Origin of the sequence: Actinotalea ferrariae CF5-4, from assembly GCF_000603945.1 — a bacterium.
Classification (GTDB): domain Bacteria; phylum Actinomycetota; class Actinomycetes; order Actinomycetales; family Cellulomonadaceae; genus Actinotalea; species Actinotalea ferrariae.
The window spans coordinates 1-746 of sequence record NZ_AXCW01000543.1; the positions used below are offsets into that span (position 1 = coordinate 1).

Here is a 746-nt window from a genome sequence, read left to right on the forward strand (position 1 = left end):
TCCGTCGGGCGCCGGAACAGCGGGTTCAGGGCCGCGGACCCATCTGCACAGAAGCGGATCGCCACCTGACTTCTCATGTCGTCGAGGCACATGGCGGTGGAGTTCGTGGCAGTGTCGAGAGAGCCGCAGATCCGCCCAGGCATTCGCTTGTAGACAGACGTCGCCGTCGATGCGCGAGCCACCCGCCTTGGGTCACGCGTGTCTTGCGTGGTGGCGCCGTCAAGCACGATGTCACTGCCTTCGGAGCGCCCACCGAAGGAGCCTCGGCCAGGGCTGTCTTCAAGCGCTGTCGCACTCGAAGGAGCAAGAACGCAGACAGAGACTGCAACTGCGGCCAAGGCCTTCATGAGGCTCATGGCTCTTGAGGCCCTCGAGCCGCCGCCCCAAGCAGTCGCCATCCGCCCACAGCGGGCATTACCTCCAAAGTGAAGATGCCACTGCCGGCTGCCTCCGTGACGACTAGGGCACCGCCGTTGTCGTACTCATGGACCGGCGCCGTCTCATACGGAATGTCGACCGCGTAGATGCCCATCGACGGATCGGTCGCCACGACGGACCCGGGCTCGAGCGTGAAATCGCCGCCAGTGAGGTGACCTCCGCCGAGATAGACACGGCTGACCCACTCCCGGATGTTCTTGCAGAAGCCGCAGTCCGAGGTGGAGAGGCGGTCCCACTCGGTCAGGTCCCCGCTTGCTGCCGTGTACTGGGCGACCTTCAGCACGTACTCGGCTGCGGCGATGGCGCCT

At 65.3% G+C, this 746-nt stretch carries 1 protein-coding gene; it reads right to left on the reverse strand.

Features of this window, described 5'->3' with window-relative positions; translation table 11 throughout:
- Positions 1-352: 352 nt before the first annotated feature.
- Positions 353-746, reverse strand: a 394-nt coding sequence (locus tag N866_RS21805) for a DUF6318 family protein (RefSeq protein ID WP_034229978.1), incomplete at its 5' end; no start/stop codon positions are given.